The sequence below is a fragment of the Streptomyces roseolus genome, from assembly GCF_014649855.1.
GTDB classification, from domain to species: Bacteria; Actinomycetota; Actinomycetes; order Streptomycetales; family Streptomycetaceae; genus Streptomyces; species Streptomyces roseolus.
Map to the genome: position 1 here is coordinate 1 of NZ_BMTV01000004.1, position 22,466 is coordinate 22,466.

Below are 22,466 nucleotides of genomic sequence, written 5' to 3' on the forward strand. Positions count from 1 at the left end.
CGTTCGTCAGATCCCCACGTCCCACAGGACGTGATCATCAACGAACAAGATCCACTTTCGCAACAGACCCTAGGCGGATGGCTAGATCCAGTACACGGGGTACGTACGGCGGGTGGCGCGCGCCATGAGCCAGCCGGCCGCGACGAGCAGCGCGCAGGAGGTGGTCAGCAGACCGGTGAAGGTCCAGAACGGCGGGCTGCCGAGGGCGACGATCACCGCGGTGGCGGCGGCCGGGGAGTGCGGGGCGCGGGCGAGCATCATCGCGCCGAGGGCGACGCCGCCGGCGACGGCCGCGCTCCACAGGCCGGGGCCCGCGACCGCGACGACGGCGAAGCCGGCGAGGGCGGAGAGGAGCTGGCCGCCGATGACCGACCGGGGCTGGGAGAGCGGCAGGTCGGGGGAGGCGGCGACCAGCGCCATGCTCGCCGCGAGCGGCGGGATGAGCAGCGGGTGGTGCAGCACGGTGCCGAGGGCGACGAGGAGGAGGAGGGCGGCGGTGCTGGTGCCGGTGGCGACGAGGACCGCGAGCGGGCGGGGCCGGGGCGGGGGCCCGGGGCGACGTACGGGGGCGGGTGCGGGGACGGTCGCGGACGGCGGGGGCGTGGTGGCCTCGATCGTCTGGGCGGCAGTGGTCACGGGTTCCTCGGGATCGGGGATCGGGAGTCCGCGTGCGGGCGGCAGGGTGCGCGATCAGGGGGTGGTCGGATTGGCCGGGGAGTATTCCGGCGCGGACCAGCGCAGGGGGCTGGCGGCCGGGGTCTCGACGACGCTGTCGACCCGGAAGCGGACGAACCGCTCACCAGAACGGTATACCGTTTCCGCCCGGCCGCTGAGCTGGAGGGTCGTCCCCGTCTCCCAGTCCAGGAAGAGGAGACCCGCCCTGTCGTCGGTCTCCAGGTTGCCGAGCGTGAGGAACATCGCGTTGCCGGGGTAGTCCCGCCAGAGGAGTTCGCGGGGGTTCCCGGCGTGGACGAAGCCGGGGTTGCCGCCGCGGTGGCTGGCGTCGGCGCCGTCCGGTCCGACGGTGGCGACGAAGAAGGTGTCGGCCGCGCGGACGGCGGCGAGCTGGGCCTCGGTGAGGGCGTCGCCCCGGTGGGCGGCGGCGCCGGGGCCGGCGGGGCCGGGGGCGTACAGCTCGCGCCTCTGGAGGTACTTGGGGCAGTTGGCGAAGACCTGCTCCGCCTCGATCAGGAGACCGCGGGCGCCGGGGCGGACGGTGCCGTTGAGGCGCATGCGGCGGCGGGTGCGGGGGTCGAGGGCGAGGGTGCCGACGGGGGTCCCGGTGGTCAGCGCCTCCGCGAGCGGGTCGTCGGGGCGGGGCACGGCCGCGACGGAGATCGTGTGCGGGTCGGTCGCGCGGGCGAAGCCGGGGGCGCCGGTGAGCAGGCTCGCCCAGACGCGGCCGTCCGGGGCCGCCGCCCCCAGGACCAGCATGGGCTGGAGCTCCAGGAAGGCGGCGGCGACCTGGCGGATGCCGGGGCGGATGCTCGGCGCGATGTGGGCGGCCGCGTCCTGGACGCCGAGCCTCTGCTGCACGGCCAGCGAGCCGTGGTGGTAGGCGGTGCTGCTCATGGCGGGCTCCGGGTGGGGTGGGGCGGGGGGTGGTGGGGGTGGGGGTACCGCCCGGGGCCGGGGGTGCGGGTGCGGCCCTGAGCGGGGGCGGGTACGGCCCTGGGCGCGGGGCACGACGGCGGCGTGCCCACCGTCCGGGTGCCTAGAAGAAGCCGCAGGTCGGGGCCGTGGTGCTGGGGGCCGGGGCGCCTTCGGCGCCCTGGGGGACGTTGATCTCCAGGCGGGTGCCGTCGGGGTCGTGGAAGAAGATGCCGGCGGCGGTGGCGCCTTCGCGGAGGGCGACGACGCCGTCGTAGGCGAAGTCGACGCCCCGCGCCTTGAGCGCGGCCTCGGCCTCGCGGACCTTCTCGAGGGACTCGGCCTGGAAGGCCAGGTGGTGGAGGCCGGCGCGGTTCGCCTCGTACCCGCCCTCGGCCTGCTGCCAGAGGGTGAGCGTGAGCCGGCCCTCCTGGCCGAGGAAGGCGTAGCGCCGGCCGTCGGCGTCGCCGACGCCGATCGTCTCGAAGCCGAGGACCTCCCCGTAGAAGCGGAGCGAGCGGTCCAGGTCGGTGACGTTGATGCCGATGTGTGCCGTGTTCAGCGTGCCGATCGCGGACATGACGGTCCCCTCGTTCTCGGTCGCCCCCTTCGGGCTAACCACTTAACTCGACTTTAAAGGTTATAACTCACGAGGTGCAACCCGTCACGTACGCTTGAGGGGTTAGATCGCCCCGGGGGTCGAGGAGGATGCCCGTCATGACCGTCACCGACCCGCGGCCGCTGACCGGCGAGCCCCTCTCCCTGGACCTGCTCAACACCCGGTGGATGAGCGACGGGGAGCCCCGGGACCTCCTCGCCGACACCGAGGGGCTGGCGGTCTGGCTCGCCGCCCACGGGCTCGACGGGCGGTTCGCCTCCGACGGGGCCACGCTGGACCGCACCAGGACCGCCCGCGAGGCGCTGAAGGCGCTGGTCGACCGGCCCGGCGACCCGGACGCGACCGCACGGGTCGACGCCGTCCTGGAGCACGGCCGGATCCGCGCGGAGCTCACCGCCGAAGGGCCCGGCGAGCGCGTCGAGTTCGCCGAGCCGGCGTGGGGGCCGGGGTGGACGGCCGCCCGCGACTACCTGGACCTGCTGCGGACCGCGCCGGACCGGATCAGGATCTGCGCGCACGAGGCGTGCATCCTGCACTTCCTGGACACCTCGCGGAACGGCACCCGGCGCTGGCACTCGATGGCGACCTGCGGCAACCGCGCGAAGGCGTCCCGGCATTACGCCCGCACCAAGGACCAGTGAGCCCCGCGCACGCGTCGAATCACCCCCGTTGAGGGCGATTCGTCTTCTGTGGCGCATGCGGCGCGGTGGCGGATGTACGCCATCGACACAACCTGCCCTCCGCTGACTCTCCACAAAACCCTGTCAGTTGCGAAAGGCTGAGCGGTCATCCGGTACCGGATTCCGGACCCTCTCCTTTCACCACAGGGATATAAATGACCACCCCCGAAACGCAGAGCTCCATACCCGGGCGCTCGACCGGGACCAGACGAGCGGCCCGGATCGCCGCCGCCGCCGGCCTGGTGACCGCGCTCGTCGCGGCCGGTGCCGCCCCGGTCCTCGCCGTCGACGACCCGGCGGCCGCCACTCCCCCGGTGAAGACCGCGGAGCCCTCCGACAAGCTCGGCGCCCTCGACGCGCAGCGCCTGTCCGAGGCCGAGGCCGCCGGCGAGTCGCACGTCACCATCCTGGTCGCCACCGCGCCCGGCGCGACCGAGCAGGTCGCCGGCCAGCTCGACGCCGTCCCCGGCGCCTCGGTCGGCAACCGCAACGACGACCTCGGCTACGTCCGCGCCACCCTGCCGACCGGCAAGGCCGACGCCGCCATCAGGGCCGCCACCAAGCTCTCCGCCGTCCAGTCGGTCGACCTCCAGGCCGAGATCCAGCTGGACGACCCGCGCCCCGACGCCGGTGTCTCCGGCGCCGTCGAGGGCACCACGGTGACCCGCACGTACCCGGCGCCGTCGAAGAACACCGCGGCGAAGAACCCGTACAACCCGTCCCACGAGACGGGCGCCGTCGAGTTCGTCGAGGACCACCCGCGCGCCGACGGCCGCGGCGTGACCATCGGCATCCTCGACTCGGGCGTCGACCTGGGCCACCCGGCCCTGCAGAAGACCACCACCGGCGAGCGCAAGATCGTCGACTGGGTCACCGCCACCGACCCGCTCACCGAGAGCGACGGCACCTGGCGCGCCCAGATCACCCCGGTCGCGGGCCCGGTCTTCACCGCCGCCACGCAGTCCTGGAAGGCGCCCGAGGGCTCCTACCAGTGGAGCCGCTTCAGCGAGTCGGTCACCGCGGGCGGCGACCCGGCCGGTGACATCAACCGCGACGGCGACACCACCGACGTCTTCGGCATGCTGTACGACCCCGCCGCCGGCACCGTCCGCGTCGACACCGACCAGGACTTCGACTTCACGGACAACGAGCCGATGAAGCCGTACAAGGACGGCTACCAGGTCGGGTACTTCGGCACCGACGACCCGGCCACCGAGGTCGCCGAGCGCACCCCGTTCGTCGTGGAGATCCGCAAGGACGTCCCGATGGACCCGCTGGGCGGCTCCTGGGTCGGCCAGAAGCGCGACTTCGTCAACATCGGCGTCGTCGAGTCCTCGCACGGCACCCACGTCGCCGGCATCACCGCCGCCAAGGGCCTCTTCGGCGGGAAGATGAACGGCGCCGCGCCCGGCGCGAAGATCGTCTCCTCGCGCGCCTGCACCTGGACCGGCGGCTGCACCAACACCGCCCTCACCGAGGGCATGGTCGACCTCGTCGTCAACCGCGGCGTCGACATCGTCAACATGTCGATCGGCGGCCTGCCCGCGCTGAACGACGGCGACAACGTCCGCGCCCGCCTCTACACCCGTCTCATCGACGAGTACGGCGTGCAGCTGGTGATCTCGGCCGGCAACTCCGGCCCGGGCACCAACACGATCGGCGACCCCGGCCTGGCCGACAAGGTCCTCTCGGTCGGCGCGGCGGTCTCCCGGTCGACCTGGGCCGCCAACTACGGCTCGGCCGTCGAGAAGAAGTACGCCATGTTCCCGTTCTCCTCGCGCGGTCCGCGCGAGGACGGCGGCGCCGCCCCGCTGGTCACCGGCCCGGGCTCGGCCGTGAACACCATCCCGACCTGGCAGGCCGGCTCCGGCGTGCCCGAGGCCGGCTACGCGCTGCCCGCCGGCTACGGCATGCTCAACGGCACCTCGATGTCGTCCCCGCAGGTCGCGGGCGTCGGCGCGCTGCTGCTCTCCGCCGCCAAGCAGCGCGGCATCGAGCTCTCCCCGCTGACCCTGCGCACCGCCCTCACCTCGACCGCGCAGCGGATCCCGGGTGTCGCGGCGCACGAGCAGGGCGCCGGTCTCGTCGACGTCGTCGAGGCCTGGGAGTCGATCAAGGACGGGGCCACCGCCCACTCCTACAAGGTCGAGGCCCCGGTCGACACCGCGATCTTCCCGGCCCCGCACACCGGCACCGGCGTGTACGACCGCGAGGGCGGCCTCAAGGTCGGCCAGAAGAAGGTCTACGACGTCACCGTCACCCGCACCAGCGGCCCGGCCCGTGCCATCGAGCACGAGCTGGACCTCAAGTACAACGACGGCACCTTCCGGATCCTCGGCGACGACGAGGTCGACCTGCCGCTGAACAAGCCGGTCACCGTCAGGCTGGAGGCCCGCCCGCGCACCGCCGGCGTGCACAGCGTGCTCCTGGAGGCCGACGACGAGCGCACCGAGGGCGTCGACAAGCAGATCATGGCCACCTCGGTCGTCGCGAGCGACCTGGCCGCCCCCGGCTACGGCTTCTCCGCCGACGGCTCGGTCCAGCGCAACAGCACCAAGTCGTACTTCGTGACCGTGCCGCAGGGCGCGACCTCCCTGGAGGTGGCGATCGGCGGCCTGAAGGCGAAGAGCCAGACCCGCTTCATCGCCATCCACCCGTACGGCGTCCCGGTCGACCCGACCGCCACCACGGGCTGCTACCCGCACTACAACCCGGCGAACACCTGCCGCCCGGACCTGCGCTCGTACACCGCCCCGCAGCCCGGCGTCTGGGAGATCGAGGTCGAGGCGCGCCGCACCTCTCCGGACCTCGACAACCCGTTCAAGCTGGACGTCGCCGTGCTCGGCGCCGCCTTCGACCCGGCCGTCCAGACGGTCGCCGAGGCGAAGATCGGCACCCCGGCCGCCGTCGAGTGGACCGTCACCAACGGCTTCGCCGCCCTCGACGGCAAGCTGAAGGGCGGCCCGCTGGGCTCGCAGAAGTCCGAGACGCCGACCATCCGGCACCACGAGCAGCAGACGAGGACCGTCACCATCGGTGAGGGCGTCGAGCGCCTCGACATCGCGATCGGCAACACCTCCGACAAGGCCGCCGACCTCGACCTCACCGTGCTGCTGAACGGCGCGCAGGTCGGCCAGTCGGCCGACGGCGACTCGGAGGAGTCCGTCTCCCTCGTCAAGCCGAAGGCCGGCACGTACACCGTCGTCGTCGACGGCTACGCGGTCCACGCCGAGGGCGGCACGACCTACGACTACAAGGACGTGTACTACTCCGCGGCGCTCGGCACCGTGAAGGTCGACGAGGCCAAGACCTACCCGCTCGCCAACGGCGCGAGCACCGGGGTCGCGGCCGAGGTCGTCGTCGGCGGCCCGGCCCCCGAGGGACGCCAGTTCTTCGGCCAGGTCCAGCTCGTCAACGCCCGCGGCACCGTCGCGGGCTCCGGCAGCGTCCTGATCGGCGGCGTCACCCCGTAACACCCCGAGCGGTACGAGGGGCGGGCATCCACACGGGTGCCCGCCCCTTCCGCGTTCAGCCCTCGCCGGAGCAGTCGGCCGGCCCCTCCGCCAGGGCGGCGGCCACCCACGCGCGGCCGTACTCCAGCTCGTCGCGGACCGGCCCGAGGGGCAGGCCGAGCTCGCCCGGCGGCTCCCTGTCCTCCCGGAAGGTGAGCACCCCCTCGCCGCGAAGGCGGGAGACGACCACCACCATCCTGGCCCCGGGCCGGTAGTACGACCGGTCCGCCGCCCAGCCCTCGAAGGCCAGTTCGCCCGGGCCCCCGCCCGTCGGCTTGTACGTGCGCTCCACCCGCAGCACCACCCGGTACGCGCCCGCCTCCTCCCCCGGCAGTGGCTCGGCCCGGGCGACCGTGCCCTCGGCGACGTCCGTGGCGCAGGCCACGATCCCGCCCGGAGTGCGCTTGGCGTCGTCCCCGGCACCGTCGACGCCGCCGCCCCCGGGCCGGGCCGCCAGCCAGGCCCCGCCGGTCCCCAGCACGCCGAGCGCCGCACAGGCGGCGAGCGCCCAGGCGACGGCGCGGGCCCGCCGGGGGCGTACGCGCGGCTCCGGCGGGGCGGTCAAGGCGTCCGCGAGCACACCCAGCTGCTCGCGGATCAGGGCCACGTCCGCGAGGGCCCGGGCGACGTCGGGGTCGTCCCCGGTGCCCGGGCGCGGCGGCCCGCCGTCCTCCGGGAACAGCACCAGCTCCAGCGGGTCCCGCTCCTGCTCGTCCACCCTCACACCACCTCGTCCGCGTGGAGCCGCTCCCGCAGGGCGCGGACGGCGGCGTGCAGCCTGCTCTTGACGGTCCCCTCCGGGACCCCCAGTTCCTCGGCGATCCGGGCCACCGGCAGGTCGGCGTAGAAACGGAGCACCACGACCTGCCGCTGCTTCTCCGGCAGCGCGTCCAGACCGTCCGCGACGGTCAGCGCGAGCAGCCGGGCCTCCTCGCCGCCCCCGCCCGGCTGGGCGGGCAGCGCGGTCAGGCGTGCGCCGAGGCGCTCGTCGCGGCGGCGGGCCCGGTGCCAGTCGGCGGCCACCCGGGTGGCGACCACCGCGCACCAGGCGGCCGGGGAACGCGGCGGTTCTCCCTTCGCCCGGGCCTCCAGGAGGCGCAGGCCCACCTGCTGCACGCCGTCCTGGAGCTCCGCGTACGGCACCCCGCCCAGCGCCAGGACCGCCCGCACCCGGTCCACGAGCGCCGCGTCCATCTGCTCCACCCCGCCTCCTCCCTGCCGGTGACCCCCCTTCGACGCGCGACCGTCCCGGAACGTTCACCCGTCGGACCGCGTCCCGCCCCTCGGACAATGGATTGGACAAGGAACGGCAGGCGGGACGCATCATGGGGTGCGGCAGCATCTGCACACACGTACGGAGGAGTCCCCGTGAAGGTCGGAATCGTCGGAGCCACCGGTCAGGTCGGCACAGTCATGCGCAGGATCCTGGCCGAGCGGAACTTCCCGGTCGACGAGCTGCGGCTCTTCGCCTCCGCCCGGTCGGCCGGCACGGTCGTGGACGGCGTCACGGTCGAGGACGCCTCGACCGCCGACTACACCGGCCTGGACATCGTGCTCTTCTCGGCCGGCGGCGCCACCTCGAAGGCCCTCGCCGAGAAGGTCGCCTCCCAGGGCGCCGTCGTGATCGACAACTCCTCCGCCTGGCGGCGCGACCCCGAGGTCCCCCTCGTCGTCTCCGAGGTCAACCCGCACGCGATCAAGGACCGCCCCAAGGGCATCATCGCCAACCCGAACTGCACCACGATGGCCGCCATGCCGGTCCTCAAGCCGCTCCACCAGGAGGCCGGCCTCACCGCGCTGATCGCCACCACCTACCAGGCCGTCTCCGGTTCGGGCGTGGCCGGCGTCGCCGAGCTCGACGGCCAGGTCAAGGCCGTCGCCGCGCGCGCCACCGAGCTGACCCACGACGGCGGGGCCGTGGAGTACCCGGAGCCCGGCGTCTACAAGCGTCCGATCGCCTTCAACGTGCTGCCGCTGGCCGGCTCGATCGTCGACGACGGCTCGTTCGAGACCGACGAGGAGCAGAAGCTCCGCAATGAGTCCCGGAAGATCCTGGAGATCCCGGAGCTGAAGGTCTCCGGCACCTGTGTCCGCGTCCCGGTCTTCTCCGGCCACTCGCTCCAGGTGAACGTCCGCTTCGAGCGTCCGATCAGCGTCGAGCGCGCCTACGAGCTGCTGAAGGACGCCGAGGGCGTCGAGCTGTCCGAGATCCCGACCCCGCTCCAGGCGGCCGGCAAGGACGCCTCGTACGTGGGCCGCATCCGCGTCGACGAGACCGTCGAGAACGGCCTCGCGCTCTTCCTCTCCAACGACAACCTCCGCAAGGGCGCCGCGCTGAACGCGGTGCAGATCGCGGAGCTGGTGGCGGCCGAGCTCAAGGGCTGACCCCGCGTCCACGCGAAGAACGGCGGCCGTCCGGGTGGACGGCCGCCGTTCTTGCGTGTTCGCCCTGGGAAATGCGCGATGCGCCGGCCGAGGGCCCCGTGGAAGGATGGGCCAAACGTCACGAAACCGAGGAGTTGACCGGGTGCCTGGTACGAACCTGACCCGTGAAGAGGCCCAGCAGCGGGCGGCGCTGCTGACCGTGGACGCGTACGAGGTCGAACTGGACCTCACCGGCGCGCAGGAGGGAGGGACCTACCGGTCCGTCACCACCGTCCGCTTCGATTCCGCCGAGGAGGGCGCCGAGAGCTTCATCGACCTCGTCGCCCCCGCCGTGCACGAGGCCGTGCTCAACGGGCGCTCCCTCGACGTCGCCGCCGTCTTCCGCGACTCGCGGATCGCGCTGCCCCGCCTCAAGCAGGGCCGCAACGAGCTGCGGGTGGTCGCGGACTGCGCGTACACCAACACCGGTGAGGGTCTGCACCGCTTCGTCGACCCGGTCGACGGCCAGGCGTACCTGTACACCCAGTTCGAGGTGCCGGACGCGCGCCGCGTCTTCGCCTCCTTCGAGCAGCCCGACCTGAAGGCGACCTTCCAGTTCACCGTGAGGGCGCCGGAGGGCTGGAGCGTCATCTCCAACTCGCCGACCCCGGAGCCGAAGGACGGGGTGTGGGCCTTCGAGCCGACCCCGCGGATCTCCTCGTACATCACCGCCCTGATCGTCGGCCCGTACCACGCGGTGCACTCGACGTACGAGGGCCCGGACGGGCAGGTCGTCCCGCTCGGCATCTACTGCCGTCCGTCGCTGGCGGAGTTCCTGGACGCGGACCACATCTTCGACGTGACCCGGCAGGGCTTCGGCTGGTTCCAGGAGAAGTTCGCCTACGCGTACCCGTTCGCCAAGTACGACCAGCTGTTCGTGCCGGAGTTCAACGCGGGCGCGATGGAGAACGCGGGCGCGGTCACCATCCGCGACCAGTACGTCTTCCGCTCGAAGGTCACGGACGCCGCGTACGAGCGCCGCGCCGAGACCATCCTCCACGAGCTGGCCCACATGTGGTTCGGCGACCTGGTGACCATGGAGTGGTGGAACGACCTGTGGCTGAACGAGTCGTTCGCCACCTACACCTCGGTCGCCTGCCAGGCCTCCGTCGCGGGCACCCGCTGGCCGAACGCCTGGACCACCTTCGCCAACGCGGAGAAGACCTGGGCCTACCGCCAGGACCAGCTGCCGTCGACGCACCCGATCATGGCCGAGATCAACGACCTGGAGGACGTGCTCGTCAACTTCGACGGCATCACGTACGCCAAGGGCGCCTCGGTCCTCAAGCAGCTCGTCGCCTACGTCGGCCAGGACGAGTTCTTCAAGGGCGTGCAGGCGTACTTCCAGCGCCACGCCTTCGGCAACACCCGCCTCGGCGACCTGCTCGGCGCCCTGGAGGAGACCTCCGGGCGCGACCTGAAGACCTGGTCGAAGGCGTGGCTGGAGACGGCCGGCATCAACGTCCTGCGGCCGGAGATCGAGACCGACGAGAACGGCTCGATCACCTCCTTCGCGGTGCGCCAGGAGGCCCCGGCGCTGCCCGCCGGCGCCAAGGGCGAGGCCGTGCTCCGCCCGCACCGCATCGCGATCGGCTTCTACGACCTCGACGCCTCCGGCAAGCTGGTCCGCGGCGAGCGCCTGGAGCTGGACATCGAGGCGGCCGAGCTGACCGAGGTGCCGGCGCTGGTCGGCAGGCCCCGCCCGGCGGTCGTCCTGCTCAACGACGACGACCTGTCGTACGCCAAGGTCCGCCTCGACGAGGTGTCGCTCCGGAACGTCACCGCGCATCTCGGCGACTTCGCCGAGTCGCTGCCGCGCGCCCTGTGCTGGGCCTCGGCCTGGGACATGACCCGCGACGGCGAGCTGGCCACCCGCGACTACCTGGAGCTGGTGCTCTCGGGCATCGCCAAGGAGACCGACATCGGCGTGGTGCAGTCGCTCCAGGGCCAGGTGAAGGCGGCCCTCGACCTGTACGCGGCGCCGGAGTGGCGGGACGCGGGCCTGACCCGCTGGACCGAGGCGGCGCTCACCCACCTCAAGGCGGCCGAGCCGGCGAGCGACCACCAGCTGGCGTGGGCACGGGCCTTCGCCGCGACCGCCCGGACGCCGCAGCAGCTCGACCTGCTCGCCGGGCTCCTGGAGGGCCGGGAGACGATCGAGGGCCTGGCCGTCGACACCGAGCTGCGCTGGGTGTTCGTGCAGCGTCTCGCCGCGACCGGCGTCTACGACGAGCCGGAGATCGCGGCCGAGCTGGAGCGGGACCGCACCGCCGCCGGCGAGCGGCACGCGGCCACGGCCCGCGCGGCCCGTCCGACCGAGGCCGCGAAGGCCGAGGCGTGGGCGGCGGTCGTCGAGGACGACAAGCTGGCGAACGCGGTGCAGGAGGCGGTGATCGTCGGCTTCGTCCAGGCGGACCAGCGCGAGCTGCTCGCCCCGTACACGGAGAAGTACTTCGCGTCGATCAAGGGCGTGGCGGAGACCCGCAGCCACGAGATGATCCAGCAGATCGTGGTCGGCCTCTACCCGACGCTCCAGGTCTCCCCGGAGACGCTGGAGGCCACGGACGCCTGGATCGCGGCCCACGACCCGGTCCCGGCGCTGCGCCGCATGGTGACCGAGTCCCGCGCCGGTGTCGAGCGGGCCCTGAAGGCCCGCGCGGCGGACGCGGCGGCCGCGCGGTAGTCCCGCAGGCGGACGCGGAGAAGGGGCGCCCTCCCCCGTGGGGGGCGCTCCTTCGTCGTGCCCGTGGGGGTTACCGGCTCGCGCGCTCGAAGCGGGCGCGCAGGTCGGCGGCGCCCTTTTCGGTCAGGGAGCCGTGCAGGCGCATGCGGGCGACGCCGCCGTCTGGGAAGGCGTCGAGCCGGACGTGGGTGACGACCGCGTGGGCGGGGAGCTTGAAGCGGTGCAGGGTGTCGGGCTGGAGGCGGGTGCGGGGGACGATCTCGAACCACTCGCCCGACTCGCCGTCGCGGCCGTGGAGGGCGATCCAGCCGGCCGAGTTGCCCTTGAGGTAGGCGGTGTCGATCTCGACGGCGCGGACGACGCCCTGGGCGGGGAGGCGGAAGCGGACCCAGTCGTTGGTGCCGCGGACCCGGCGGCGGCGGTTCTCCCAGCCGTCGTCCATCTTGCGGGAGGTGCCGGGCAGGATGATCTGGGTGGGCGAGGAGTAGAACCTGTCGGAGGCGTCCTCGTACGACCCGCCGTTGAGCACGGAGAGCAGGTCGACGGTGCCGAGGAGGTCGAGCCACTCGGGGTCGGGGAGCACCTCGCCGTGGACGCGGAAGCGGGCGATGCCGCCGTCCGGGTGCTGGCAGAGGCGGACGTGGGTCCAGCGGCGGTCGCTGTCGATCGCGAAGCCGTTGGCGGCGTGGCCGCGGACGGGGGTGGGCGGGACGAGCTCCTCCCACTTCGCGTCGAGCAGTTCTTCGGGGCCGGGGCTGCCCTCGACGGCGGTGGCCTGGACGCTGACCTTCCGCGGGTAGTTGCCGCGGAAGTGGGCGGTGTCGACGATCAGGCCCCGGATGACGCCGGGGGCGCCGAGGCGGACGATCGCCCAGTCGTGGTCCTCGGGGGCGGGGAAGACGTTCTCGGCGTCGGCGCCGCGGCGGCGGCGGGTCTCCCAGCCGTCCATGATCTTGCCCTTGTGGCCGAAGTGCTCCGGGTCGAAGACGGCCCGCTCGCGGACGAGGAGGTTCTCGCGCTCGGCGAAGAACTCGTCGTTGGCGGCGACGACGCCGGCGCCGAGGCGGCGGTCGGCGAGGTCGACCAGTTCGGTGAAGGGGAAGTCGCCGGTGCGGTAGTCGGCGTACGGGTCGCCTCCGCCGTAGGGGGCGGCGTCGTTGGCGTGCGGGTCCTGGATGTCCTCGGTTCCGGTCATGGTTCGACTGTGGCGCGCCGGAGGGCCGGGGTCCATCGAATGTTTTCGACGGTGTCGTTCAGTTCCGCTGAACGGTCTGGCGGGCGGCCGCCTCCTGGCGGAGCGCGGCGAGCACCCGGCCGACCGCGGGTCCGTCCTCGGCGCCGCGGCGGACGGCCGCGACGACGTGGCGGCGCGGCTGGTCGGCGGAGAGCACCCGCATGACGACGCCGCTGCCGCCGCGCCGGTCGGCGGAGGCCATCCGGGGCACGAGGGCGATGCCGAGTCCTGCCTCGACCATGGCGAGGATCGCGGTCCAGCCCGAGGCGCTGTGGGCCTGTTCGGGCACGAAGCCGGCGGCCTCGCAGGCGGCGGTGGTGATCTCGGACCAGGGGCCGGAGCCGCCGAAGATCCAGGGTTCGGCGGCGAGGTCGGCGAGGCGGAGGCCGGGGGCGTCGGCGAGGGGGTGGCCGGCCGGCAGGGCGATGTCGAGGGGGTCGGCGAGCAGCGGCAGCCGGGTGTACTTGGGGTCGCGGGCGGTGGGCGCGTGGGCGGCGAGCGAGAGCGCGAGGTCGACCTCGCCGGCGGCGAGCAGCTCGTACGCCTCCGCCGCCTCGGCCTCGCGGATCCGGACGGCGAGGCCGGGGTGGGCGGTACGGAGCCGGCGGACGGCGGGGACGAGGAGCGCGGGCACGGAGGTGGAGAAGGCCGCGACCCGCACCTGGCCGGCCTCGCCGCGCAGATAGCCGTCGAGTTCGGCGTCGGCGCGCTCCAGCTGGGCGAAGACGGCCTCGGCGTGGCGCAGGACGAGGTGGGCGGCGTCGGTGAGCCGGACGCGGCGCCCGTGGGCCTCCAGGAGCGGCACGCCGAGCTGCTTGGCGAGGTTGGTGAGCTGCTGGGAGACGGCCGAGGGGGTCATGAGCAGCGCCTCGGCGGTGGCGGTGACAGTGCCCCGGTCGCGCAGGGTGCGCAGGACGCGCAGCTTCTTGATGTCCCACTCGGTCATGGGCGCAACCTATCCGGCCCCGGTCACCGGGCCGAACCGAGCGCCACCCCGCCGAGGATGAGGGCCATGCTGGCGCCGCCGGCGAGGCCGAGTTCCTCGCCGAGGAGGGCGTACGAGAGGAGGGCGACGCAGACGGGCTGGAGGTAGTAGACGAGTCCGGCGCGGGCGGCGCCGACGAGGGAGATCGCCTTGTTCCAGGCGAAGAAGGCGACGGCGGAGGAGAACACCCCGATGTAGAGGAGGGGGCCGACGGTGCCGGGGGTGGCGGGGAAGCCGCCCTGGACGGCGAGGGAGACGGCGTAGGCGGGGGCGAGCATGAGGGCGCCGAGCACGAAGGTGGCGAAGAGGAAGGCGAGTCCGTCGATCTCCGGGGGCCGGCGCTTGAGGAGGGCGCTGTACGAGGCGAAGGAGAGGGCGGCCGCGAACATCCAGAGATCGCCGGCGGAGAGGTCGATCGCGAGGGAGCCCTCGCCGACGAGGAGGAGGACGCCGAGGACGGCGATCGCCATGCCGAGGAGGCGCCGGGCGCCGAGGCGTTCGCCGCCGAGCCGGGCGTAGCCGGCCATGATCACCGGGGAGGCGGCCATGATCATGCCCATGTTGGTGGCGGAGGTGGTGAGGCCTGCCTGGTGGACGAGGGTGTTGTAGAGGGCGACGCCGAAGAGCGAGGCGAGGGCGGTGAAGCCGAGGTGGCGGCGGAGGAGGGCGCGCTGCCGCCAGAAGGGGCGGGCGGCGAGGGGGGCGACGGCGAGCAGGGCGATGGTCCAGCGCCAGAAGACCGCCTGGACGGGTGGGACGGTGTCGGCCATGTCGCGGGTGGCGACGAAGCTGCCGGACCAGACGACGGTGGCGAGGAGGGCGAGGAGCAGGCCGAGACCGGCGCCCTTGGCGGGCGCCGGTCTCGGGGCGGCTTCGTCGGGTGGGGTCGGGCGGCGTGCTGTCGTGAGGGTCATGCCGCCTACCGTCGCACCGTCGAAACCTCCAGGTACATCGAAAGTTCCTGACTGTTCTTTTCAGTGGAACTGAACGATACGGGAGCGGTGGCGACGGCCTCGGGCTTCGCGGGGGTCAACTGGCCGGCCAGGGTGGCCCCGAAGGCGATCACCATGCCGAGCACCTGCACCGGGCCGAGGGCCTGGCCGAGGGCGGCCCAGCCGATGACGGCGGCGGTGATCGGGGAGAGCGGGCCGAGGAGGGTGACCGAGGAGGCGCTCAGCCGCTCGATGCCGCGGAACCAGAGGAAGTAGGAGATCGCGGTGTTGCCGAGGGCGAGGTAGGCGTAGCCGGCGAGGTTCGTGCCGGTGAGGGCGGGCGGGGCGCCCTCGGCCAGGAAGGCGAGGGGAAGGATGACCAGGCCGCCGGCGGTGAGCTGCCAGCCGGTGAGGGCGAGGGCGCCGACGCCCTCGGGCCGGCCCCAGCGCTTGGTGAGGACGACGCCCGCGGACATCGAGAGCGAGGAGAGCAGTCCGGCGCCGACGCCGATCAGGTCGAACGCGGCGCCCGCCTTGAGGACCACGAGGCTGACGCCGAAGGCGGCGGCGACCGCGGTGAGCAGGGTGCGGACGGTGGGCCTCTCGCCCAGGAAGAGGGCCGCGAGGCCGACGACGAAGAGCGGGCCGACCGAGCCGACGACGGCGGCGACGCCGCCGGGCAGCCGGTAGGCGGCGAGGAAGAGGAGCGGGAAGAAGGCTCCGATGTTGAGGGCGCCGAGGACCGCCGACTTCCACCACCAGGCGCCGCTCGGGAGCTTGCGGGTCAGCGCGAGGAGCAGCAGGCCGGCCGGGAGGGCCCGCATGAGGCCGGTGAAGAGCGGCCGGTCGGCGGGCAGGAACTCGGTGGTCACGAAGTAGGTCGAGCCCCAGGAGATCGGGGCGAGGGCGGTGAGCGCGACGACGGCGGCCTTGCGGGACATGACGGGACTCCCCCTGAAGCGGTTGCGCCCCGGCGGTCCGGAGCACGACTGGCTTGGCGGTAATTAACTTAGCACTAAGCTACTTACTTGCAAGTGGCTTTCTTGCCCTCGACCCGGAGGGAACGGAACACTGAGGTCATGAACACGCAGCCGCCCGCACCCGACCCCGTCGACGCCATCGCCGCCCAGTGGGCCGTGGTCCGCCCCGATCTGGACACGCTCCCCATGGCGGTCTTCGGGCGGATCTACCGGCTGGCCGCCGCCATGCGCGGCAAGGTGGACAAGGCGTACGCGCCCTACGGCATGGCGCTCGGGGAGTTCGACGTGCTGGCGACCCTGCGCCGCTCGGGCGAGCCGTACACGCTCTCGCCGCGCGAGCTGACCGCCACCCTGATGATCACCACCGGCGGGATGACCGGCCGCCTGGACAAGCTGGAGAAGGCCGGGCTGCTCACCCGCAGCCCCGACCCGAACGACCGGCGCGGACTGCGCGTCACGCTCACCGGACGCGGCCGGGAGCTGGTCGACCAGGCCGTCGGCGCGGGCCTGGCGCGTCAGCGGGAGGCGCTGGAGGCCGCGCTGACCGAGGAGGAGGCCCAGCAGCTGGCTGGCCTGCTGCGGAAGCTGCTGGCCACGGCCGCCTGAGGGAGGGCGGCGGAGAGAACGCGAGGGCGCCGCACGGCCACGATGGCCGTGCGGCGCCCTCGAAGACGGGCGGAGGAGGCGGTCAGGCCTTCTTGCGGGACTTGTCGAGGACCACCACCAGGCCGGCGATGACCAGGAACAGCACCAGCGGAGCCGCCACGAACAGGCCGAGGGTCTCGATGACCTCCAGCTTGGGGGCCGGGTCGTCACCGTCGTCGCGGGTCAGCGCGAGCGCGGGGGACGACATGAGCAGCATCATCAGCGTCGTACCGGCCGCGACGGCGCCGGCGCGCAGGGCGTTCTTCTTGTCCACGGTGCAAAAGTAGCGAACACCTAAACGGCCCGCGCGCCCGGGGGTGCCGTACGGGCTCCGACGCCCTCGGCGGCGGTCCGCAGCAGGGCGTGCGCGCGGGGCGAGGCGGCGATCCGCTCCAGGGTGAGCGGCTGCCCGTCGGGACCCGCGACCGGCAGCCGCCAGTTGGGGTACTCGTCCCAGGTGCCCGGCAGGTTCTGCGGCCTGCGGTCCCCCACCAGGTCCGGCAGCCACACCCCCACCATCCGGGCCGGGGTGCGGGCCAGGAAGCGGTGGACGGCCCGGATCTCGGCCTCCTCGCCGCCGGGGCCCTCCGGGAGCAGCCCGAGCCGCTGGAGGACCGCGCGCCACTCGGCGGTCTCCGCCGCGTCCGCCGCGCGCTCGCGGGCCAGGTCGCCGGGGAGCAGCCCGAGCCGGTGGCGCAGCAGCACGTGGTCGCCGGAGAGCCGGGCGGCGGTGGACGGCAGGTCGTGGGTGGTGGCGGTGGCCACGCAGTCGGCCCGCCACTCCTCGGGCGGCAGCGGGGCGCCGCCGCCCTCCCAGTCCCGCTCGAACCACAGCACGGAGGTGCCGAACACCCCGCGCGCGGCGAGGGCCTCGCGGACGCCGGGCTCGACGGTGCCCAGGTCCTCGCCGACGACGAGGGCGCCGGCCCGGTGCGCCTCCAGGACGAGGACCGCGAGCATCGCCTCGGCGTCGTACCGGACGTAGGTGCCCTCGACGGGCTCCCGGCCCTCCGGCACCCACCAGAGCCGGAACAGGCCCATGACGTGGTCGATGCGCAGGGCGCCCGCGTGCCGGAGGAGTTCGCGCAGCAGCCCGCGGTACGGGGCGTAGCCGGCGGCGGCGAGGGCGTCGGGGCGCCACGGCGGCAGGCCCCAGTCCTGGCCGCGGGAGTTGAAGGCGTCGGGCGGGGCGCCGACCGACATGCCGGCGGCGAAGTCGCCCTGCCGGGCCCAGACGTCGGAGCCCTCCGGGTGGACGCCGACGGCGAGGTCGTGGACGATCCCGACGGCCATCCCGGCCTCCCGGGCCGCGTCGGCGGCCTCGCCGAGCTGCCGGTCCGTCAGCCAGGCGAGGCGGCAGTGGAAGTCGACGCGGGCGGCGAGGGCGGCGTCGGCGCGGACCTCCGCCGCCGCACCCCCCGGGGTGCGCAGCGGCTCGGGCCAGGAGCGCCAGTGGGGGCCGTGGAGTTCGGCGAGGGCCTGGTAGGTGGCGTGGTCCTCCAGGGCGCGGCCGCGTTCGGCGAGGAAGTCGTGGAAGTCGGCGCGCCGGCCGGGGCCGAGCTCGACGGTGGCGAGGAGTTCCAGGGCGCGGAGCTTGAGCGCCCAGACGGCGTCCCGGTCGATGGCGGTGCCCTTGTCGAGGACGCGCTCGCGGAGTTCGGCGGCGGCGGTGAGGATCCGGTCCAGCTCCTCGCGGTGGCCGGGGCCCAGGTGGGCGTACTCGGGGATCCGTTCGATCCGCAGGTGGACGGGGTCGGGGAAGCGGCGCGAGGAGGGGCGGTACGGGGAGGGGTCCGAGGGCTCGCCGGGCACGCCCGCGTGCAGCGGGTTGACCTGGACGAAGCCGGCGCCGTGCGCGCGGCCCGCCCAGGAGACGAGTTCGCGCAGGTCACCGAGGTCGCCCATGCCCCAGGAGCGGTCGGAGAGCAGCGAGTAGAGCTGGACGAGCAGGCCGTACGCGCGCGTGGCGGGGGCCGGGACGCGCGCGGGGGCGACGACGAGGGTGGCGCGGGCGGTGCGCCCGTCGGGGGCCTCGGCGTCCACGGTGTGCACGCCGAGCGGCAGCCGCTCCCAGTCCGCGCCGTCGTCGCCGTCGCGGACCTCGCCGGTCTCGGTGGTGACGCGGAGCCGGGTGCCGTCGGGCAGTCCGGCGGGCGGGCGCACCGGCCCGTCGCCGGTGTGCCGGACGAGGGTGGGCGGGAGCAGCCGCTCCCGGTCGGCCCGCTCCGCCGCGCCGAGGGAGGCGGCGACCGCCTCCGGGGTGGTCGCGTCGACCCCGAGGGCGCCGAGCACCGCGACCACGGTCGACTCGGGCACGGGCGTGGTGACGCCCTCGGACGGGCTGAACGCGGTGGCGACGCCGTGACGGGCGGCGAGGCGGGCCAGGGTCACTTCACACTCCGGGGGGCTCCGTGCCGCACCGGCCGGCGGGGGCGGCGGGCTCGCTGGTGAGGGGTGCCGCGCCGGTGAGGGGCGGCTCGCTGGTGAGGGGTGCCGCACCGGCGAGCGGGGGCTCGCTGGTCAGCGGCGCGGAGCCGGCGCCCGGGGGCTCGCTGGTCGGCGGCGCGGTGGCCGGGGCGGGTCCGCCGGGGGCGGTCTGGCGTGGGATCCGTATCCGCTCGGAGTGCTGGCGGGCTGACGTGGTCACGGGGGTCTCCCGGGTCTGGTCTCGACGGGGCGGCCGGACGCGCGGCGGGTGGCCGGCGTCCACGGGGTGGGACGAGTGAGCCCTACCCACCCTGACTGCCTTTGCCCCTTTTACCGGGGGGACGTGCCGAAAGGGCGACAGCACGCCGGTGGTTCACCGGGCAAAGCCGACACTTCGCCCCCTCGCATTGACACCTCCGTGCGACGGGTGGTGGGCTCGTGATCCCCTCGTTACCAACCTGCCGGGTGGGGCCCGCTCCTGACGGACCGGTGGGCCCGGACCCCGGCGAAGGGAGCCTTCGTGACCCCCGTGCGTTCCGGACGCGGACCGCGCACGGCGACCGCGGTCGCCGCCGCCGTGATCGGCGGCCTGCTCGGCGGTGCCGTGCCCGGCTCGGCGGGCGCCGTGCCCCTCCCGGTGGCGGCGCCCGACCTGGCCGCCGCGCCCCAGGAGCTCGTCCACGCGCCCGCCGGACCCGCCGCGCGCCCGGCCGTGCCCGCGCCCAGGACCGGCACCGCGCGCGCGGCGGCGCCGGTGCCCGCCGTCTGGCCCCGGCCGCAGTCGCTGACGGCCGCCGGGCCCGCCGTGCGCCTCGGGGACCGGGTGACGCTGGTCGCGGACGAGGACGCCGACCCGTACGCCCTCGCGGCGCTGCGGGGGCTGCTCGCCGCCGCCGGGGTGCGGACCGTGCACGAGGGGCTGCCGGGCGCGGGCCCGGTCGTCCGGGTCTCGGGGCCCTCCGGGGAGGCGGCGCAGGAGGCGCTGGCCTCCTTCGGGGTGGCCGAGCGGGCCGATCTGCCGGACGGCGGCTACCGGCTGGCCACCGGCCGTTTCGGCGGGCGGGACACGGTGGTCCTCGACGGGGCGGGCCGGGACGGCCTCTTCCACGCCGTGCAGACGCTCCGCCAGCTCCTCGGCGAGGGGCCGGAGGGCGTCGGCGGCGAGGTGCCGGGCGTCGTCGTCCGGGACTGGCCGGGCACCGCCGAGCGGGGGGTGGCGGAGGGCTTCTACGGCACGCCGTGGACGACCGGGCAGCGCCTCGCGATGCTCGACTTCCTGGGCCGCACCAAGCAGAACCGCTACCTGTACGCACCGGGTGACGACCCGTACCGCGCGGCGCGGTGGCGCGAGCCCTACCCGGAGGCGCAGCGGGCCGGGTTCCGGGCGCTCGCCGAGCGGGCCCGGGCCAACCACGTGACGCTGGGCTGGGCGGTGGCGCCCGCGCAGTCGATGTGCCTGTCGTCGGACGGGGACGTGGCGGTGCTGACGCGGAAGCTGGACGCGATGCGGGAGCTCGGCTTCCGCTCCTTCCAGCTGCAGTTCCCGGACGCCGGGTTCGGCGAGTGGACCTGCGACGAGGACGCCGACGAGTTCGGCCGGGACGCGGCCGGCGCCGCCCGGGCGCACGCGCGCGTGGCGAACACGGTGGCCCGCCACCTCGCCGAGCACGTTCCGGACGCGGAGCCGCTGACGGTGCTGCCGACGGAGTACTACCAGGAGGGCACCAGCGAGTACCGTTCGGCGCTCGCCGGCGCCCTGGACGCGCGCGTGCGGGTGGCGTGGACGGGCGTCGGGGTGGTGCCGCGGACGATCACCGGCACCGAACTGGCCGGGGTGCGGGCGGCCCTGGGGCAGCGCCCGCTGGTCACCATGGACAACTACCCGGTGAACGACTACGCGCAGGACCGGCTCTTCCTGGGCCCCAGCCGGGGCCGCGAGCCGGCCGTGGCGGCCGGTTCCGCCGCCTATCTGGCGCACGCGATGGAGCAGCCCGCCGCCTCCCGGATCCCGCTCTTCACCACCGCCGACTTCGCCTGGAACCCGCGCGGCTACCGGCCCGGCGAGTCCTGGCGGGCGGCCGTCGCCGACCTGGCGGGCCCCGAGCCGGCCGCCCGGGAGGCGCTCGGCGCCCTGGCGGGGAACGCGGCCTCCTCGATCCTCGCCCCGGACGCCGAGTCGGCCGGGCTGAAGCCGCTGATGAGCGCCTTCTGGTCGGCCCGGGCCGGAGGCCCGGCGGCGGCCCGGGAGAAGGCGGGCCGCGAGCTGCGGGCCGCCTTCACGGTGATGCGGGAGGCGCCCGCGCGGCTCGCCGGCACGGCGGACGGCGCGCTGGAGGCGGAGTCGGGGCCGTGGCTGGAGCAGCTGTCCCGGTACGGGGCGGCGGGCGAGGCGGCCGTCGACATGCTCCTCGCGCAGGCGCGGGGGGACGGCCCGGCGGCCTGGCAGGCGCAGCTGCGCCTGGAGCCGCTGCGGCCGGGGATCGCGGCGAGCGGGGTCACGGTCGGCACCGGGGTCCTGGACCCGTTCCTGGACCGGGCGGCGAAGGAGGCGGCGGCCTGGACGGGCGTCGACCGGGACCCGGAGCGCACGGTGGACCGGGCCACGGGCTCGTACACGGTGAAGCTGGACCGGGCGCGGCCGGTGGAGTCGGTGACGGTGCTGACCGGGAAGCCGGCCGAGGGCGCCTCCGGCGGCGGGAAGCCGGGCGCGGAGAAGGCCGCGCACGCGCGCGTGGAGGCGCTGGTGACGGGCGAGGGCTGGCGGTCGCTGGGGCCGCTGGACTCCTCCGGCTGGACGCAGACCGAGCTGAAGGGGCTGCGCGCGGAGGCGCTGCGGATCGTCTGGGACGGCGAGGGCCCGGCGCCCGACGTGCGGTCCCTGGTGCCGTGGTTCGCGGACGGGCCGAAGGCGGGCCTGGAGCTGGCCCGCACCGGGACGGACCTGGAGGCGGGCGGCCCGGCGGGCCGGGTGGACCTGGAGCTGACGGGGCGGCGGGCCGCCGAGGTGCGGGGCCCGCTGACCGCGCGGGCGCCGGAGGGCATCACCGTACGGCTGCCGGAGGAGGCCTCGGTGGAGCGCGGCGGCACGACGACGGTGCCGATGGAGGTGTCGGCGGCGGCGGACACGCCGTCCGGGGAGTACCGGGTTCCGGTGGCGTTCGCGGGCGAGGAGCGGGTGCTGACGGTGCGGGTCTTCCCGCGCACGGGCGGCCCCGACCTGGCACGGTCGGCGACGGCCTCCTCCTCGGGCGACGAGACGCCGGACTTCCCGGCCGCGCTGGCCGTGGACGGCGATCCGGCGACCCGGTGGTCCTCGCCGGCGGAGGACGGCGCCTGGTTCCAGCTGGAGCTGGCCGAACCGGCCCGGATAGGGCAGTTGGTGCTGCACTGGCAGGACGCGCACGCCTCCCGCTACCGGGTTCAGGTCTCGGCCGACGGCCGGAACTGGCGGACCGCGGCGACCGTCACGGACGGGCGCGGCGGCCGGGAGTCGGTGCGGATGGACGCGGCGGACACCCGTTTCCTGCGGGTGCAGGGCGAGAAGCGGGCGACGGAGTACGGCTACTCGCTCTGGTCGGTGGAGACGTACGCGGTGACCCCCGCGGAGAAGACCCCGCGGGCACCGGAGGCACCGGAGGCCCAGGGCACGCCGGAGGCCCCGCGGACTCCGGAGTCCCCGGAGGCGCCGCGGACCACGGAACGGCCGGACTCTCCCGGGCGGGACACGCCGGAGGAGGGCGCCACCCCCTGAGCGG

General features: G+C 74.6%; 18 protein-coding genes. 6 read left to right on the top strand and 12 right to left on the bottom strand.

The window, feature by feature from the left end; translation table 11 throughout:
* Positions 1–81 precede the first annotated feature (81 nt).
* The 3 genes from IE245_RS05475 to IE245_RS05485 form a co-directional block, all read right to left on the bottom strand.
* Positions 82–636 carry an HPP family protein gene (locus tag IE245_RS05475; RefSeq protein ID WP_229851091.1) on the bottom strand — a complete coding sequence of 185 codons (555 nt, stop codon included), beginning with the start codon at positions 634–636 and terminating at the stop codon, positions 82–84.
* Between the two features lie 54 nt (positions 637–690).
* Entirely contained in the window at positions 691–1,572 is an 882-nt protein-coding gene (locus IE245_RS05480) for a pyridoxamine 5'-phosphate oxidase family protein (protein ID WP_189945589.1), read from the bottom strand.
* Between the two features lie 142 nt (positions 1,573–1,714).
* Positions 1,715–2,170, bottom strand: a complete 456-nt coding sequence (locus IE245_RS05485) for a VOC family protein (RefSeq protein ID WP_189945845.1) — start codon at positions 2,168–2,170, stop codon at positions 1,715–1,717.
* Between the two features lie 137 nt (positions 2,171–2,307).
* Here IE245_RS05485 and IE245_RS05490 point away from each other — a divergent pair, with 137 nt between their 5' ends.
* Together IE245_RS05490 and IE245_RS05495 are read left to right on the top strand one after the other, a co-directional pair.
* A complete protein-coding gene (locus IE245_RS05490) occupies positions 2,308–2,850 on the top strand; it encodes a CGNR zinc finger domain-containing protein (protein WP_189945590.1) in 543 nt (180 codons plus the stop codon).
* A 194-nt stretch (positions 2,851–3,044) separates the two neighbouring features.
* Positions 3,045–6,362: a S8 family serine peptidase gene (locus tag IE245_RS05495; RefSeq protein ID WP_189945591.1), complete on the top strand. Its 3,318-nt coding sequence runs from the start codon at positions 3,045–3,047 to the stop codon at positions 6,360–6,362.
* A gap of 55 nt (positions 6,363–6,417) precedes the next feature.
* Here IE245_RS05495 and IE245_RS05500 read toward each other — a convergent pair whose 3' ends face one another.
* Both IE245_RS05500 and IE245_RS05505 read right to left on the bottom strand, forming a co-directional pair.
* On the bottom strand, positions 6,418–7,119 hold the full coding sequence (locus IE245_RS05500; RefSeq protein ID WP_189945592.1) for a hypothetical protein: 702 nt from the start codon (positions 7,117–7,119) through the stop codon (positions 6,418–6,420).
* 2 nt (positions 7,120–7,121) lie between these two features.
* Positions 7,122–7,595, bottom strand: coding sequence for an RNA polymerase sigma factor (locus IE245_RS05505; RefSeq protein WP_189945846.1), 474 nt, complete (start codon positions 7,593–7,595; stop codon positions 7,122–7,124).
* Between the two features lie 174 nt (positions 7,596–7,769).
* Here IE245_RS05505 and IE245_RS05510 point away from each other — a divergent pair, with 174 nt between their 5' ends.
* Positions 7,770–8,786, top strand: coding sequence for an aspartate-semialdehyde dehydrogenase (locus IE245_RS05510; RefSeq protein ID WP_189945593.1), 1,017 nt, complete (start codon positions 7,770–7,772; stop codon positions 8,784–8,786).
* 142 nt (positions 8,787–8,928) lie between these two features.
* Positions 8,929–11,508 (top strand): aminopeptidase N, encoded by a 2,580-nt coding sequence (gene pepN / locus IE245_RS05515; protein WP_189945594.1) that lies wholly within the window; start codon positions 8,929–8,931, stop codon positions 11,506–11,508.
* A 70-nt stretch (positions 11,509–11,578) separates the two neighbouring features.
* Here the strand turns inward: pepN and alc are convergent, their stop codons facing one another.
* The 4 genes from alc to IE245_RS05535 are packed head-to-tail and all read right to left on the bottom strand — an operon-like array spanning position 11,579 to position 15,600.
* Positions 11,579–12,703 carry an allantoicase gene (alc, locus tag IE245_RS05520; protein ID WP_189945595.1) on the bottom strand — a complete coding sequence of 375 codons (1,125 nt, stop codon included), beginning with the start codon at positions 12,701–12,703 and terminating at the stop codon, positions 11,579–11,581.
* A 58-nt stretch (positions 12,704–12,761) separates the two neighbouring features.
* Positions 12,762–13,688 carry a LysR family transcriptional regulator gene (locus IE245_RS05525; protein ID WP_189945596.1) on the bottom strand — a complete coding sequence of 309 codons (927 nt, stop codon included), beginning with the start codon at positions 13,686–13,688 and terminating at the stop codon, positions 12,762–12,764.
* A 23-nt stretch (positions 13,689–13,711) separates the two neighbouring features.
* Entirely contained in the window at positions 13,712–14,641 is a 930-nt protein-coding gene (locus IE245_RS05530) for a DMT family transporter (RefSeq protein ID WP_189945597.1), read from the bottom strand.
* Between the two features lie 5 nt (positions 14,642–14,646).
* On the bottom strand, positions 14,647–15,600 hold the full coding sequence (locus IE245_RS05535; RefSeq protein WP_189945598.1) for an EamA family transporter: 954 nt from the start codon (positions 15,598–15,600) through the stop codon (positions 14,647–14,649).
* A gap of 138 nt (positions 15,601–15,738) precedes the next feature.
* Here IE245_RS05535 and IE245_RS05540 point away from each other — a divergent pair, with 138 nt between their 5' ends.
* Positions 15,739–16,245, top strand: a complete 507-nt coding sequence (locus IE245_RS05540; RefSeq protein WP_189945599.1) for a MarR family winged helix-turn-helix transcriptional regulator — start codon at positions 15,739–15,741, stop codon at positions 16,243–16,245.
* 82 nt (positions 16,246–16,327) lie between these two features.
* Here IE245_RS05540 and IE245_RS05545 read toward each other — a convergent pair whose 3' ends face one another.
* The 3 genes from IE245_RS05545 to IE245_RS05555 are packed head-to-tail and all read right to left on the bottom strand — an operon-like array spanning position 16,328 to position 18,892.
* A complete protein-coding gene (locus IE245_RS05545) occupies positions 16,328–16,558 on the bottom strand; it encodes a hypothetical protein (protein ID WP_189945600.1) in 231 nt (76 codons plus the stop codon).
* Between the two features lie 20 nt (positions 16,559–16,578).
* A complete protein-coding gene (gene malQ, locus IE245_RS05550; RefSeq protein WP_189945601.1) occupies positions 16,579–18,675 on the bottom strand; it encodes a 4-alpha-glucanotransferase in 2,097 nt (698 codons plus the stop codon).
* Position 18,676: 1 nt separating this feature from the next.
* Positions 18,677–18,892 carry a hypothetical protein gene (locus IE245_RS05555; RefSeq protein ID WP_373305285.1) on the bottom strand — a complete coding sequence of 72 codons (216 nt, stop codon included), beginning with the start codon at positions 18,890–18,892 and terminating at the stop codon, positions 18,677–18,679.
* Between the two features lie 348 nt (positions 18,893–19,240).
* Between IE245_RS05555 and IE245_RS05560 the strand changes: the two genes are divergently transcribed.
* Complete coding sequence (locus IE245_RS05560; RefSeq protein ID WP_189945847.1) at positions 19,241–22,462, top strand: glycoside hydrolase family 84 protein; 3,222 nt, start codon at positions 19,241–19,243, stop codon at positions 22,460–22,462.
* Positions 22,463–22,466 lie beyond the last annotated feature (4 nt).